Source organism: Nostoc paludosum FACHB-159, from assembly GCF_014698835.1.
Taxonomy (GTDB): Bacteria; Cyanobacteriota; Cyanobacteriia; order Cyanobacteriales; family Nostocaceae; genus Nostoc; species Nostoc paludosum.
In genome coordinates, this window is record NZ_JACJTU010000003.1 from 184730 (window position 1) to 198332 (window position 13603).

Below are 13603 nucleotides of genomic sequence, written 5' to 3' on the forward strand. Positions count from 1 at the left end.
AATGGGAAAGGTATGCGAATTCTAATTATGGGTGGTACTCGGTTCATTGGTGTCTACTTGACTCAACTATTGGTGGAACAAGGACATGAGGTGGTGCTGTTTAACCGTGGAAATCGACCAGCACCTTCTTTACAGGGAGTAGGACAAATTATAGGCGATCGTACCGATGCTGCCCAATTAAAAGCAAAATTGTCACAAGAAAATTTTGACGCCATTTTTGACAATAATGGGCGAGAACTCAGTGATACTCAACCACTTGCAGAGATTTTTCAAGGCCGGGTGCAACATTTTGTATATATGAGTTCGGCAGGGGTGTATCTCAAATCTGACCAGCTTCCCCATGTTGAAGGCGATGCAGTAGACCCCAAAAGTCGCCACTTGGGTAAGCATGAAACTGAAGCTTACCTCACTCAACTGGGATTGCCCTTTACTTCGATTCGTCCTACTTATATTTACGGCCCGCGTAATTATAATGACTTAGAAAGTTGGTTTTTTGACAGAATTGTCCGCGATCGCCCCATTCCTATCCCCGGAAATGGGTTGCATATCACCCAATTTGGTCATGTCAAAGATTTAGCAAAGGCAATGACTCAAGTTTTGGGCAATAAACAAGCAGTAGGACAGATTTATAACATTTCTGGCGATCGCTTTGTCACTTTTGATGGTTTAGCCCGTGCTAGTGCCGTAGCGGCTGGGAAATCACCCGATGCTATCAAAATTGTCCATTACGACCCGAAGAAGTTTGATTTTGGCAAACGCAAAGCTTTTCCCATGCGGGTGCAACATTTCTTTGCTTCGGTGAACAAAGCGCGAACAGAATTAAACTGGCATCCGGAATATGATTTGATTTCTGGATTACAAGATTCTTTGGAAAATGATTATCTCGCTTCTGGTCGAGATAAAGCTGAGGTTGATTTTTCTGTAGATGAGGAGATTTTACAAGCTGTTGAATTGTGAGGTTTGTTGACTGCTGACAGTGAACAGGAGCCAGTGCGCCCTTGCTGGTTCCCCCCGTTGTTCGCTTTTAGCGTTCCCGCAGGGTAGCAACTGGCTCTCAACAGTCAACACTACCATAAACCAATTAACTACTCCTCGTCAGGGTTAATGCCCAATTGTCGCAACTTTGCCGCTAACTTATCAGCACGTTGTCTTTCCTGTTCGGCTCGTTGCCTTTCTTGTTCGGCTCGTCGCCTTTCTTGTTCTAGCTGGGTAGAAATCCAATTTCCGGTTTCATCGTACCAGCGTAACCATAAGCGTTCTATACCTTAGAATCCTCAGGATATTCACTGGGAAGATCGTACATGGTGGGTAGGGTTTCTTTGGGAGAGAGAGGCGGGTCTGTTTGATACATAAGGGAAATCCTCAGCGACTAAATACTATTTTGGATTTTAAATTTTAGATTTTGGATTGATTCTACGGATAAATCCGCTTGCTCTATAGCATCAAGGAATCATTGGTCAAAATAAAAATATATTATTCTACTTGGGAAAGACGCGATAAATTGCGTCTTTAGTTTTTACTGGAACAGGAATGAAAATTTTATCTAATAGTCAGGTAAAGTTTTTTGATAATTGCCTCAAAGTTAGTAAAACTAGTTTCTGAAAATACTATTATTGGTTAATAAAATGAGCCAGGTTTTGCAATATCCACTCCACAATATTTTAGATGCTCGTGCCCGTTTGGGTGAAGGGCCAGTTTGGGACTCTACTAAAAAGCTGCTTTACTGGATAGATATTTTTAACCATCGAGTGCATCAACTTGACCCTGCAACGGGGGATAATCGATTTTTTGATGTCGGAGATGTGGTAGGTGCGATCGCAACAGCAGGTACAGATAGATTAATTATTACACTGCGTCGTCATCTGGCATTCCTCAACACCCAAACAGGCGAAGTTACACCCATTTTGGAAGTTGAAGCAAACATGCCAAATAATCGTATTAACGATGGCAAATGTGACCCCCAAGGTCGCTTTTGGTTCGGCTCAATGTCTGCTATCGAAAATCCCGATGCTAACCTCTATCGTTATGATGCTGATGGTTCATTACATCTAATGGAAACAGGATTGACTATTTCTAATGGCTTGGGTTGGAGTCCAGATCAAAAATTATTTTACCTAACTGATTCTCCTAAACAAAAAATATATGTTTATGATTTTAATTCAGTAACAGGTAATATTACTAATCGCCGGATTTTTGTTGATTTAACTCATGAATCTTTCTACCCAGATGGGTTGACTATAGATAGTCAAGGAAATATTTGGTCAGCTATGTGGAATGGATGGTGTGTAATTCGTTTCAATCCCAAAGGTGAAGAAATATTGCGAATCAAACTACCCGTTCCACTTATAACAAGTTGCACCTTCGGCGGCGAAGATTTGCAAACACTTTATATCACCACTGCTTCAGTTGGACTCAGCCAAGCTGAGATTGACAAAAGTTTCTACTCAGGTGATTTATTTGCTCTCCAAACTGATGTTACTGGATTACCTAGCGATAATTTTTATAAATGAAGTAGATAGACCATGTTATGGGAGTAGAAATGACTTACCTGATAAATCTCGCAAAATTAATTACGAGATAATCCGAAAAGTTAGAACTTGAGTTTGTAGAATAGAATATGCTATTCAGCCAAAAAACGCACCTAAATTTCAGGAGTTAAGTCTATGGAACCAGTTTCTCTGATTATTTCTGCATTAGTGACTGGTGCAGCAGAAACTATTGGTGGAAATGCTTTTAACAGTTTGAAGGATTTAATCAAACGTAAGTTTGCAGACAAATCAAAGGCAGAGATAATTTTAGCAAGGGATGAAAAGCAACCGGAAGTTTGGGAAGAATCCTTGAGAGCGGAATTAGTTAAAGTTGGTGCCGATCAAGATGAAGAAATTCTCAAGAAAGCTAAAGAGTTACTGGAGTTAGTGAAACATCAAGAAGTCGCAGGTACAAATAAGATTAATATTGGTCGTGATGCGAAAGGTGTTATTGCAGACACAATTCATGGAAATATAACTCAAGGCGATATTAGTTAGAATTGTCGATTGATTAAGCTGCAACATCTCAAATATTCGTAACTTACGCAACTGGCACATATATACTTTTGTTATAGCGGTCAAGAGTCAAAAATCCAAAAAATCTAGACTTTTTTTGACTCTTGACAACCTATACGAAATAAATATAGAATCAGGTTTAAAATTTAAACAAAATTAAGTATTTGTAAGTGTGTTTTGCAAAACGTACCATTGTTAAGGATTTGATGCCGTACTTTTTGTGCTAACACACCTTACTGGCGTGTCAAGGCTAAAATTTTGCAAAAAATTGTACATTGAGTTGACCGAGTGAGAATCCAGGTCGATCTCGGTGTTAGGTTTCGTTCATTAACCCAACTGCAATTTTTTTACAAGATTTCAGTCTTGCTACGCCCCTACGTGGATTTGAAAAATCAAATATGATTCCTATATGACACTTGCGTAACTATGGGTAACTATAAGTTAACCCAGTTTTATCAAGCTTACTAACTAAGTGATATTAAACCCTACGACTTTAATATTTTTATAACTAAATTAGAAAAAGTGGCTATAGAGAAGAGAAGATATATATGCTTAACAACAACTCTGAAAGTAACGTTAACATTAGTGGTGATGCCAAAGGTGTTGTTAGTCAAAACATTAGTGGAAATATAACTCAATACTTCATTTCTCAGAAATCTAAAACTGACATTCACAATCGCAAGCTTGTTAAAGTTTCTCCCTATGTAGGACTAGAAAAATTTCAAACTAAAGATAAAGAGAAATTCTTTGGACGCCAAGCATGGATTACGAAACTAAACGAACATTTAGAACAAAAGAATGTACTTCTACTTTTGGGAGCATCTGGAAGTGGAAAATCATCGTTGATTCGAGCAGGATTAATTGCAAATCTTGAAGATACTTGGGGTGCGTTTATTAATCTAACTTTCGAGCCAGATATAGATATTTTTAAATCTCTGTATAGTTCTCTTCAATTTAACAGATATAAACAGTCAGAACTGAATATTGCCCTGGAGGATAATAACCTAATTCAAGTTGTAAAACAATTGAAACACGATTCTCAGTGGCTGATCTTTATTGACCAGTTTGAGGAACTTTTTACGAGGACTTCCAAGGCAGAACGTGGCAAGTTTGTTGCTAGCCTGATGCAACTTATTGAAGAACAGGATAACTCTGTCAAGATTGTTCTAACAATGCGGGCTGATTTCCTGGATAGATTTAGTCCCTATCCTGAGCTTGGAAATATTCATGATAACTATAGTTATATGCTCACTGATATGAGTGATAGTGAGCTAAGATTAGCCATTGCTGAGCCTGCGGCTAGAAATGGAGTCACTTTTGAGGAAGATCTAGTTGACCAAATTATCTCTGATTTTCATCAACAAACTGGTTGTTTGCCACTTCTACAGTACACGCTGCGAAAAATGTGGGAGACAGAAGTAAATAGTGGTAGTATCTGCGATCGCACTTTGAAAAAAAGTACTTATCAAAAATTGGAAGGAGTAACTGGCGCATTACAACAGCAGGCAAACAAAGTATATCAAAGCCTTGCAGAAGAAGAAAAACAAGCAGCTAAAAAAATATTTCTTGAGTTAGTAGATATTGCAGATACTAAGCCTGTTGTTAGAAGAGTCGAGAAGACGGAGTTTGAAGATGGTGGAGTTTTAGAGAAGACACTCAATATACTAACTGACAACCCTAATCGCCTGCTAGTGGTGGGAAATGAAAAATCAACTTTTGAAAAACCCACAGTACAAGTAGCCCATGAAATCTTGCTAACCGCTTGGCCAATGTTGCAAGCCTGGATAAAAGAAGCGGAAGAACCTCTGTTTTTAAGAAGGCGTTTGCTCGAAGATGCTAGGCGTTGGAGTCGCTTACTAAGACAAAAACCTCAAAAAGCAGAAGAAGAGCTTTGGAAAGAATCTAAGCTTTGGCAAATACAGGAACTGATAAAAAAACAAATCATATTGGCTTTGAACGATGAGGCAAATAAATTTCTTGATGCTAGCATGTTGCGAGTTCAAGGAATAGAAGTACATAATTTCCTGAATCCTCAAGACACACAAAACGGTCTGGTTCTGGCAATTAAAGCAATAGATGAAAATTTGGGTAAATTGCCAGAGCAGATACTTGCTCCAATTCAGCTTGGTTTGTATAGAGCGATAAAAATATCCTCAGCTTCAATTTCCTTACTCGGACATCAAGCTCTTATCAGGTCAGTTGCCTTTAGCCCTAATGGGCAGGTGCTTGTTAGTGCCAGTGATGACTATACATTACGGTTATGGGATGTCTCTTCTGGCAAGCCCATAGGTGAACCTTTGCAGGGGCATAAAGCTCTTGTCAGGTCTGTTGCCTTTCACCCTGATGGTCAGATGGTTGTTAGTGGCAGTGATGACCATACATTACGTTTATGGGATATCTCTTCTGGTAACCCCATCGGTAACCCGTTGCAAGGGCATTTAGATGCTGTCGGTTCAGTTGTCTTTAGCCCTGATGGGCAAATGATTGTTAGTGGCAGTGCTGACAAGACAGTACGGTTATGGGATATCTCTGGCAACATCATCGGTAAACCGTTGGAGCGGCATAAGGCTGCTGTCACTTCAGTTGCCTTTAGCCCTGATGGGCAAATGATTGTTAGTGGCAGTTATGACAATACACTAGGGTTGTGGGATATCTGTGGCAACACTATCGGCGAACTGTTGCAAGGGCATTTAGATGCTGTCAATTCAGTTGCCTTTAGCCCCGATGGGCAAATGATTGTTAGTGGCAGTAATGACGGTACAGTGCGGTTGTGGGGCATTTACGGCAACCCCATCGCTGAATTTTATTCGAGAGATATAGCTAATAGTGCTCCTATCAATTCAGTTGCCTTTAGCCCCGATGGGCAGATAATTCTCACTAGCTCTAATGACAATGGATTACGGTTGTGTCATATCTCTGGCAAGTGTATCAGTGAACCCTGGTGGGTGAACAGCCCCAACGGACTCATTGGACCCATTGCCTTTCACCCTGGTGGGCGGATGATTGCTAGTGGTTGTGCTGATAGTACAGTGCGGTTGTGGGATATCTCTGTCAACTCAATTGGTCAACCGTTGCGGCAGCATGAAGGTCCTGTGTATTCAATCGCTTTTAGTCCCGATGGACAAATGATTGTCAGTGGCGGTGATGAGAATACATTACGGTTGTGGAATATCTCTGGCCAACCCATCGGCGAACCCTTGCAGGGGCATAACGCTGCTGTAAATTCAGTAGCCTTTCACCCCAATGGAGAGATGATTGTTAGTGCGAGTACTGACAATACATTACGTTTGTGGAATATCTCTGGTCAACCCATCGGTGAACCCTTGCAGGGGCATAACGCTGCTGTAAATTCAGTAGCCTTTCACCCCAATGGAGAGATGATTGTTAGTGCCAGCGATGACAATACATTACGTTTGTGGAATATCTCTGGTCAACCTATCGGTGAACCCTTGCAGGGGCATAACGCTGCTGTAAATTCAGTAGCCTTTCACCCCAATGGAGAGATGATTGTTAGTGCCAGTACTGACAATACATTACGTTTGTGGAATATTTCTGGTCAACCCATCGGTGAACCCTTGCAGGCGCATAACGCTCGCGTAAATTCAGTTGCGTTTAGCCCCGATGGACAAATGATTGTTAGTGGCAGTAATGACAATACATTACGTTTGTGGAATATCTCTGGTCAGCAAATCAATGAATTTTCTCTGAGAGTTATGCTTGAGGTTGCTGTGGGGTCAGTTAGTTTTAGCCCTGATGGGCAAATAATTATTAGTGGCTGTGCAGACGGTACAGTGAGGTTGTGTGATATCTCTGGCCATAAGATATATGAACCTTTTTGGGGAATTAACGGTCCTGTGTATTCAATCGCTTTTAGTCCCGATGGGCAGAAGATTGCCAGTGCTTGTGCTGATGGTACGGTGTGGTTGTGGCCAGGTGGTTGGCAAGCGTGGCTAGAAATTTGTTGCAACAGATTAGATTACTATCGTGCCTTGATAAATCCTAACGATAGCAGTGATGTCGAAGCCGCTTGCCAAATATGCCAAAAGTATGTTTGGAACTCAGCACCAGCTGATAAGTTCAACAAACAGGGTGTAGACAAGCGGGAACAAAAAGCTTTTCAAGCAGCATTTGATGATTTTAGTCGGGCAATTCAACTCAAACCCAATTACACAGGGGCGTACTATAATCGCGGCATAACTTGTATGGAATTGAAGGATTATTCGGGAGCGATAGAAGATTTTAAACGCTTAATTCGCCTGATACCAAACCATGCACCTGCTTACGAATATCTAGGACTTTGCTATATCAAGTTGGACAATAACAAGTCAGCAATTGAGAATTTTCAGAAAGCAGCTAACCTTTATCAACAACAAGGGCTACAGAAAAAGCACCAGGATGTATTGAAAAACCTTGAAAAAATTCAGCATTAGCTTCAGGATGATATAAACTCAAATGAAAAGTTTGCAGTCAAAGGTTCTGGTAGTGGTTTTCCTTGTGCTTGGTAATCTTCAATCAAAAGTTCCAGTACTTCTTCACCATTATTGAATTTCCATGAGTATGTGCATAAGGGCCAAACTCAGGTAGGCTGACAATATATAGCAGGAGGCAGAAGGCAGGAGGTAAAAGTCTTACTATGCCTAGCATTCAAGTTTTTAAAATGTCCTAACCTATGTGAGTACCGCTATACTTTTTATCTTCGACCGACCACTGAATTACAATACTATATTGCAGTTTTATTCCTGTTCAGTGGTAGCTTTTTGCGGTAAGAGATAAATACCGCCAGATATTAACGTAAAAGCAACAGAAATCCAAAATGTAATCAAAGATGGAATTTGCCAAACTTCAGGTAGTGGCGCAATCAAAAGTGCGATCGCCACTATTTGACTTACAGTTTTGAGTTTACCCCAAATGTTCGCCCCGGTAATTGTCGTTTGATTAACTCGCCAACCAGCGATCGCTAATTCTCGCGCTAAAATCAAAAACACTCCCCAAGCTGGCACTTTTCCCAGTTCAATCAACACCATTAACGGTGCAAGTACCAAAAATTTATCAACTAAAGGATCGAGAAACTTACCTAAATCACTAATTTGATTGAGTTTCCGCGCTAAATAACCATCTAACCAGTCTGTCAACGCCGCCACTAAAAAAATCGCCAAACATAACCACCTAGCCTCAGAGGTAGGGTTGTACAAACCGTATAGCAAAAATGGTACACCCAGCAGACGAGAAAAAGTAATCCAGTTAGGTAAAGTCATGATTTGGGTTGAGAAATTATCTATAACTTTAACCAAGCAAATAATTGCCCTAATGTCAAATGTAAATCACTGACTAAATCGGGTACTGGCAATATATCTTCTTCGTTCTCTAAATAGATTGGTTGTTGCTGAGGTGGATACGCTAAAACACCATATTCTTCTGGGTCAATTAACCAACCTAAGCTAGTACCATGATTTAAACAATGTAAAATATTTTTGGTAACTTTGGTGGTACTTTGTTCGGGCGAGAGAATTTCAATTGTCCAATCTGGATATGTATTAAACGCATTGGCAATATCACCTTTTTCATCTATAGGAATTCGTTGCCAAGCGAATACTGCAACATCTGGAACAGTGGAACCTCCCCCAAAGGTACAGCGTAATTCTGGAAAAGCTAGGGCAATTTTTGTAGGTTCTGTTACATGATTAATTGCAGTCATTAATCCACCTTGAAGTCTACTATGTTTACCTTGAGGCATAGGTTTTTGAATAATTTCACCATCTATATATTCACTGGCTGGTTTAGTTTCTGGTAATTGTAAAAATTCCTCTAAAGATAGACGGCGAGTTGGTGTTTTAATCATAATGTTTTCCTGCTCGTATTTAAACGTAAGTTTAGCTTAAATCAACTGGGTTGACAGAGCTTAGTACAGCTTTGCGTAAAATCGTAGCGAATTGAGGGTTTAAATTTAAACGCAAAGGAGCGCGGGGTAAGCGCAAAGGAACGCGGAGAATTAGCTAGGAATTAATGAAATATTGTACTTAGTTAGTTGCTGATTGTTGATTGTGCAAATTTGAGATTTCTGAGTGGTTTTTCTAAAAAATGAAACGATTATTTGATTTTTGAAAAGATTTTAGGCGAGGGGCTTTGAGTATGTTTTTTTGTAAAAATGGCGTGAGTATCATTTGCATGGCATGATCTGTATTTCAAGATCATCCAAACAATACTATGACTGACAATATAGATTTTCGTATCGAACGGGATTCGATGGGCGATCGCCAAATTGCTAGTAACGTTTATTACGGTATTCAAACGCTACGGGCAATCGAAAACTTCCCTATCAGCAGCATCAAGCCTTTGTCTACTTACGTAGATGCTTGTTTGCTAATTAAAAAAGCTACGGCAATTGTTAACGGAGAACTAAATTGCATTCCCCAAGATATTAGTCAAGCGATAGTGCAAGCAACTGATGAAATTTTAGCTGGGAAGTTGCGCGAACAATTCGTTGTGGATGTTTATCAAGCGGGTGCTGGAACTTCTCACCACATGAATGTTAATGAAGTTCTGGCAAATCGCGCCTTAGAAATTCTTGGCGACGAAAAAGGCAATTATAAACGCGTTAGTCCTAACGATCACGTTAACTATGGGCAGTCTACCAATGATGTGATTCCCACAGCAATTAGGATTGGTGGTTTATTGGCACTTTCTCACACATTACACCCAGCTTTGGAGGAGGCGATCGCTGCCTTAGAAAACAAAGCTGTAGAATTTCAAGATATCGTCAAATCTGGCAGAACTCACTTACAAGACGCTGTACCTGTGCGCTTGGGTGAAAATTTTCGAGCTTGGGCACAAATTCTCACAGAACATCAAAACCGGATTTACACCGCCTCTGGAGATTTGATGGTGCTGGGTTTGGGAGGTAGTGCAGCGGGAACGGGTTTAAATACTCATCCTTTGTATCGCGCCCGTGTAGTGGAAGTTCTCTCAGAATTAATTGATACTCCATTAGAACCTGCGCCGCACCTGATGGCAGCCATGCAGAGTATGGCACCATTTGTCAACGTTTCCGGTGCTTTGCGGAACTTAGCCCAGGATTTAGCCAAAATATCTCATGATTTGCGGTTGATGGATTCGGGGCCAAAAACTGGTTTGAAAGAAATTCAACTGCCGCCAGTACAACCAGGTTCCTCAATTATGCCAGGGAAATATAACCCAGTGATGGCAGAGATGACATCAATGGTATGTTTTCAGGTGATGGGTTATGACAATGCGATCGCTCTTGCTGCCCAAGCAGGACAATTAGAATTGAATGTGATGATGCCGCTGATTGCCTATAACTTAATTCACAGCATCGAAATTTTGGGTAATACTATTGCTGCACTTACAGAACGTTCCATCAAAGGAATTACAGCTAACAAAGACCGTTGTTTAGCATACGCTGAAGGTAGTTTAGCTTTAGTAACTGCACTCAACACTCACATCGGTTATTTAAATGCCGCAGCTGTGGCCAAAGAATCTTTAGAAACTGGTAAATCCCTACGGCAAATCGTCTTAGAACGAGGATTAATGAGTGAGGCAGATTTATCTACAGTGTTAAATCTAGAACAAATGAGTGCTATTTTACCTCTGAGTCGAGAATAAAAACAACGATTCTGCATGATATCAAAATCGTTGTAGAGAAGCAGCAGTTGTAGAGACGTAGCAGTGCTACGTCTCTACTTAATTTGGCGGATCAAAACGATTCACCACCGCAGCCCACAAAATCATTGGTGAACCTACCGTTAAACACAACAACCACTGCTGTAAATTTAACGGTGCTGTTTCAAAAACTTCATTAATCAATGGCACATGGGCAAAGACAATTTGCAAAAGAATTGCCCCTAAAATTCCAAATCCAATGGCGGGTATATCGATATTTTCTTTAATTGTGCCATCCATCTTAGCAATCAAATTCGGAATTAATTGACTAATGCTCAATAAATAGAATATCCTTCCGGCAATCAAAGAGTTAATCGCCATTGTTCTCGCTAAATCTATATTGCCTGTGGTTTGGCGAATATATTCAAATACCCCAAATATCACAATCCAGTTAAACAGAGAAATTGCCAAAATCCTTTTTAAACGACTGCCAGAAATTAACGGTTCATTGGCATGGCGCGGTGCTTGCTGCATTACGTTTTGCGCTTTTGGCTCAAAAGCTAAAGGCACTGTCATTGTGATGGAATTAAGCATATTTAGCCACAGAACTTGTAAAGATAAAATTGGTAAATCTCTGGCTAATAATGTGCTAATTAAAATCGTCATTGATTCGCCACCGTTCACTGGCAAAATAAAACAAATCGCCTTCAGCAGATTTTTATAAACCGCCCGTCCTTCTTCTATAGCAGCTTCAATGGAGGCAAAATTATCATCTGTAAGCAGCATATCGGCGGCTTCTTTGGCGACTTCTGTACCAGCACCACCCATCGCAATCCCAATGTCTGCTTGTTTTAAAGCCGGTGCATCGTTGACACCATCTCCTGTCATAGCGACGATTTCACCTTTTGATTGCAAGGCTTCAACTAAACGCAGTTTTTGTTCTGGGGCGACACGGGCAAAAACTACACCTTCTTCGGCAACTTGGGCGAGTTCTGTTCGATCCATTTTTGCTAGTTCTGTACCTGTGAAAGCCAGAACTGAACCATTTTTGTTGATGCCCATGCGGCGGGCGATCGCCTGTGCTGTGATAGCATGATCGCCAGTAATCATTTTGACTTGAATCCCAGCTTCTTGACAGGCTTGCACCGCCTTAATGGCACTCTCACGCGGCGGATCGATCATTCCCTGCAAGCCGATGAAAATTAACCCAGTAGCAATATCTGGATGATCCAGTGTATTTTGTCTATCGGGTACTGCTTTCTTCGCCAAAGCTAATACCCGTAAGCCTTGTCGTGCCATAATATTGACTTCCCGTTCGATGCTAGTTTGTCGTAATGTTTCTACACAATCTAACGGGCGGGGTTGTCCCTCAGTGTTCAACATCAAGGTGCAGCGCTGAAGAATTGCCTCCACTGAACCCTTAACATAGATAGTCTTACCTTGGGGTGTGGCGTGCAAAGTCGCCATGTATTGAAAGTCTGATTCAAAGGGAATTGCATCTAACCTCGGCATTTGTTTGGCTAAGGTTGGCTGACTAAAACCTGCTTTGTTTGCGGATGTAATTAATGCCCCTTCTGTAGGATCTCCTATAACTACCCACCTACCATTCTTCTTCTCTAAGTGGGAGTCGTTACACAACAACCCGGCAATTAAGCATTCTTGCAAACCCTTATCGCTGTTGAGGTTCACAGGTTTGTCATCTATCAAGATTTCGCCGTCTGGTGTGTAACCAATACCACTGACAGTATATTGGTGTCCCCCAGTATAAATTGCTTGTACTGTCATCTGGTTTTCTGTCAAAGTCCCAGTTTTATCGGAACAAATAACAGTTGCACTCCCTAAGGTTTCTACAGCTGGCAATTTGCGGATAATAGCGTTGCGTCGCGCCATGCGGGAAACGCCTATGGCTAACGTCACTGTAACTACTGCTGGTAATCCTTCAGGGATGGCACTGACTGTTAAAGCGACTGCTGCTTCTAAAGCTTCTTGAAAACCTCGAAAGCTTAATCCCACTACGAAGCAGAGGGTTGCCAAACCTAAGACCATATACAGCCAATTCTGGCTAAATTTATCGAATTTTCTGGTTAATGGGGTCGAAATATCGGTGTGCTGTTCCATTAACTGGGAAATCCGCCCGGTTTCTGTGGTCTTACCTGTGGCAACTACAACACCAGTACCTTGCCCAAAGGTAACGAAGCCACCCGCATAAGCCATGTTTTTGCGTTCGGCTAAAGGCGTATCTGGCTTGATAATTTGAGTATTTTTTTCTACCGCTACAGATTCACCAGTCAGGGCAGATTCATCTACTTGTAAATTTTTAACTTGAATCAACCGTAAATCTGCTGGAACTTTATCACCGGAAGTTAGTAATACAATATCTCCAGGTACTAACTCACTGGAAGAAATACGTATTTTTTGACCATCACGGATGATGGTGGCTTCTGTGGTGATGGCTTTGGCAAGGGCGGCGATCGCACCTTCAGCTTTCGATTCCTGAATAAACCCAATGATGGCGTTGGTGGTAGTCACGCCCCAAATGACACCAGCGTTCACCAAGCTGCCAGTTACAGCCTTGACTAAACCTGCACACAACAAAATAATCAGCAGTGGTTGGTTAAATTGCAGTAAAAATTTTAACCACCAAGGTTTGGTTTTCTTACCTGTGAGTTCGTTTGCCCCCACCTCAGACAATAGCTTTTTAGCTACTGCACTACTTAAGCCATTCTCAGCATCAGTATTTAAACGGGCGATCGCTTCGGGAATTTCCAATGTATGCCAAACTGCGGACTGTTTCTCTTGGGGTGTGATGGTAAATACTGCCTGTGCCATAACTAATAATTTTTTAGTGTTAATTATTTAATAGCACTAAAAATAAGTGCTAAATTAAAACAAGCACTAATAATATTTGATACAAATCATAGTTAGCTTCAATGGTTGCTCAG

Annotated in this window: 8 protein-coding genes; 5 read left to right on the forward strand and 3 right to left on the reverse strand. The window is 41.0% G+C overall.

Going from position 1 to position 13603, the window contains the following annotated elements:
• Positions 1 to 12: 12 nt before the first annotated feature.
• The 4 genes from H6H03_RS04635 (at position 13) to H6H03_RS04650 (ending at position 7474) form a co-directional block, all read left to right on the forward strand.
• Positions 13 to 957: an NAD-dependent epimerase/dehydratase family protein gene (locus H6H03_RS04635; RefSeq protein WP_190953969.1), complete on the forward strand. Its 945-nt coding sequence runs from the start codon at positions 13 to 15 to the stop codon at positions 955 to 957.
• A 668-nt stretch (positions 958 to 1625) separates the two neighbouring features.
• Complete coding sequence (locus tag H6H03_RS04640) at positions 1626 to 2510, forward strand: SMP-30/gluconolactonase/LRE family protein (protein ID WP_190953970.1); 885 nt, start codon at positions 1626 to 1628, stop codon at positions 2508 to 2510.
• A gap of 153 nt (positions 2511 to 2663) precedes the next feature.
• Complete coding sequence (locus tag H6H03_RS04645; RefSeq protein ID WP_190953971.1) at positions 2664 to 3026, forward strand: hypothetical protein; 363 nt, start codon at positions 2664 to 2666, stop codon at positions 3024 to 3026.
• Positions 3027 to 3592: 566 nt separating this feature from the next.
• Positions 3593 to 7474 carry an nSTAND1 domain-containing NTPase gene (locus tag H6H03_RS04650; protein ID WP_190953972.1) on the forward strand — a complete coding sequence of 1294 codons (3882 nt, stop codon included), beginning with the start codon at positions 3593 to 3595 and terminating at the stop codon, positions 7472 to 7474.
• 303 nt (positions 7475 to 7777) lie between these two features.
• Here the strand turns inward: H6H03_RS04650 and pgsA are convergent, their stop codons facing one another.
• A complete protein-coding gene (pgsA, locus tag H6H03_RS04655) occupies positions 7778 to 8299 on the reverse strand; it encodes a CDP-diacylglycerol--glycerol-3-phosphate 3-phosphatidyltransferase (protein WP_190953973.1) in 522 nt (173 codons plus the stop codon).
• Positions 8300 to 8319: 20 nt separating this feature from the next.
• Positions 8320 to 8883, reverse strand: a complete 564-nt coding sequence (locus tag H6H03_RS04660) for a Uma2 family endonuclease (RefSeq protein WP_190953974.1) — start codon at positions 8881 to 8883, stop codon at positions 8320 to 8322.
• Between the two features lie 365 nt (positions 8884 to 9248).
• Between H6H03_RS04660 and H6H03_RS04665 the strand changes: the two genes are divergently transcribed.
• The gene (locus H6H03_RS04665) at positions 9249 to 10664 is read left to right on the forward strand and encodes an aspartate ammonia-lyase (RefSeq protein ID WP_190953975.1); all 1416 of its coding nucleotides are present in this window, start codon (positions 9249 to 9251) and stop codon (positions 10662 to 10664) included.
• 78 nt (positions 10665 to 10742) lie between these two features.
• Here the strand turns inward: H6H03_RS04665 and H6H03_RS04670 are convergent, their stop codons facing one another.
• Positions 10743 to 13490, reverse strand: coding sequence for a cation-translocating P-type ATPase (locus H6H03_RS04670; protein WP_190953976.1), 2748 nt, complete (start codon positions 13488 to 13490; stop codon positions 10743 to 10745).
• Positions 13491 to 13603: the final 113 nt, after the last annotated feature.

Bases quoted from the DNA above. Each gene is read 5' to 3' on its own strand.
- H6H03_RS04635 (WP_190953969.1), top strand. From the start codon at position 13: ATGCGAATTCTAATTATGGGTGGTACTCGGTTCATTGGTGTCTACTTG.
- H6H03_RS04665 (WP_190953975.1), top strand. From the start codon at position 9,249: ATGACTGACAATATAGATTTTCGTATCGAACGGGATTCGATGGGCGAT.
- H6H03_RS04645 (WP_190953971.1), top strand. From the start codon at position 2,664: ATGGAACCAGTTTCTCTGATTATTTCTGCATTAGTGACTGGTGCAGCA.
- H6H03_RS04660 (WP_190953974.1), bottom strand. From the start codon at position 8,883: ATGATTAAAACACCAACTCGCCGTCTATCTTTAGAGGAATTTTTACAA.
- H6H03_RS04650 (WP_190953972.1), top strand. From the start codon at position 3,593: ATGCTTAACAACAACTCTGAAAGTAACGTTAACATTAGTGGTGATGCC.
- pgsA (WP_190953973.1), bottom strand. From the start codon at position 8,299: ATGACTTTACCTAACTGGATTACTTTTTCTCGTCTGCTGGGTGTACCA.
- H6H03_RS04640 (WP_190953970.1), top strand. From the start codon at position 1,626: ATGAGCCAGGTTTTGCAATATCCACTCCACAATATTTTAGATGCTCGT.
- H6H03_RS04670 (WP_190953976.1), bottom strand. From the start codon at position 13,490: ATGGCACAGGCAGTATTTACCATCACACCCCAAGAGAAACAGTCCGCA.